The sequence below is a fragment of the Kocuria sp. ICS0012 genome (assembly GCF_001665945.1).
Lineage (GTDB): Bacteria > Actinomycetota > Actinomycetes > Actinomycetales > Micrococcaceae > Kocuria > Kocuria marina.
The window spans coordinates 1-1,329 of the sequence record NZ_LZMM01000010.1; the positions used below are offsets into that span (position 1 = coordinate 1).

1 protein-coding gene is annotated in these 1,329 nt (G+C 67.8%); it reads right to left on the reverse strand.

What is annotated here, in order from left to right; genetic code table 11:
- Positions 1–721: 721 nt before the first annotated feature.
- Positions 722–1,156 (reverse strand): hypothetical protein, encoded by a 435-nt coding sequence (locus A5728_RS01035; RefSeq protein ID WP_064845277.1) that lies wholly within the window; start codon positions 1,154–1,156, stop codon positions 722–724.
- Between the last annotated feature and the right edge of the window lie 173 nt (positions 1,157–1,329).

Genomic DNA, 1,329 nt, shown 5'->3' on the forward strand with positions numbered 1-1,329 from the left:
CCGCCCCCGCCCCCCCCCACCCCCGCCCGCTTTAAACACCCCCCCCCCCCCCCCCCCCCCCGCCTCCTTTTTTTCCCCCGCGGTTGGGTGGCCCGTTAATCCCCCCCCGCCCCCCACTACCGCCAGGACGCGCCCCAAGCTGAGGGCGCCTTTTCGTTCTCTCCTATGGCCGGTCAGGAAAAACAGCTGGCCGTGAACCCGGTGCCAGGGGTTCCACAGCACCCTCCGTTGACGGCGCGTCGAGCTGGAGGAAGCGGGGGCCACCATCACCTCCGCCGAGTGGCAGACGCCCATGACCGCACTCATCGCTGTGGGCCTCATCCACGGCGAAGGTTTCCGTACCGCCCCCCAGACCAGCCCCTTGGCATCTTCCGATCAAACCCCTGAGGCATCGGAGAGCACCGGTCGGCTGCTCGAGTGCGTCCGCGAGCTGGAAACCGAGGCCCAGGAATGGCGCCGGCGCGCCGAAGTTGCTGGAGCACGAGCCGAAGAGCGCCGCCGAGCTCTCGACGCCCTCCAGATCGCGAATGAAACCGAGCGCATGGCGCTGCGCACGCTCACCGGGCAGAGCTCCCACATCACGCAGGCTCCTGCTACTCCAGAACCTGTTCGTCCCACCCCGACGGCAGAGCCGGAAACGTCACCGGAACCCGCAGCCCCTGTGGCACCGCCCGAGCCACGCCGCGGGGTCTTCTCCCGCTTTTTCTCGGCCTAAGCCCAGCTACAGGCCCCGCCCGTGGTCTTCTCGGTCGGAGCCGGGACGAGGAAGGTGCTGCACCTGTTCCAGGGGATGGGCCGGGACCACCCGCTGTTGCTGCTCGGGCTTCGGGGACTGCCTCCGAGGTGCTGGGGTGTCTCGTTCCACGACCTTGCGGATCTGCTCCCACTCCGCGCGGCGGGCCGTCACCACCTGAGCCTGCTGCTCCTGCTGCTGACGCACCGCGAGCACCGAACGTTTGCCCCGGCCCGCCTGACGGCGCCGCGGCGCGGTCTGCAAATCGTGCTCCAACTTTAGGCGGGTGCACGCGCTCTGGGCCGCGCGCCGGTCGTTGCGCCCGTGCCACACCGTCCCCTCGTCGCTGACCCGGCACACCACCACATGCACACGGTCATCGGCGTGGCAGACCATCACCCACGGGTGCTCCTCGAAACCCATGGGATGCGAGACGTCTCGTCCGGAAAATTTGCGTCCGCATGATTCCGCGGATCGGGGTGTCTCGCATCTTTGTGCTTTATCCATGCCTCTAGAATTGGATACTCAACGTTGGTTGCGAGACAGATGGGGTGGACATGGGGAAGTTGATCGGCTACGCCCGGGTGTCGACACGG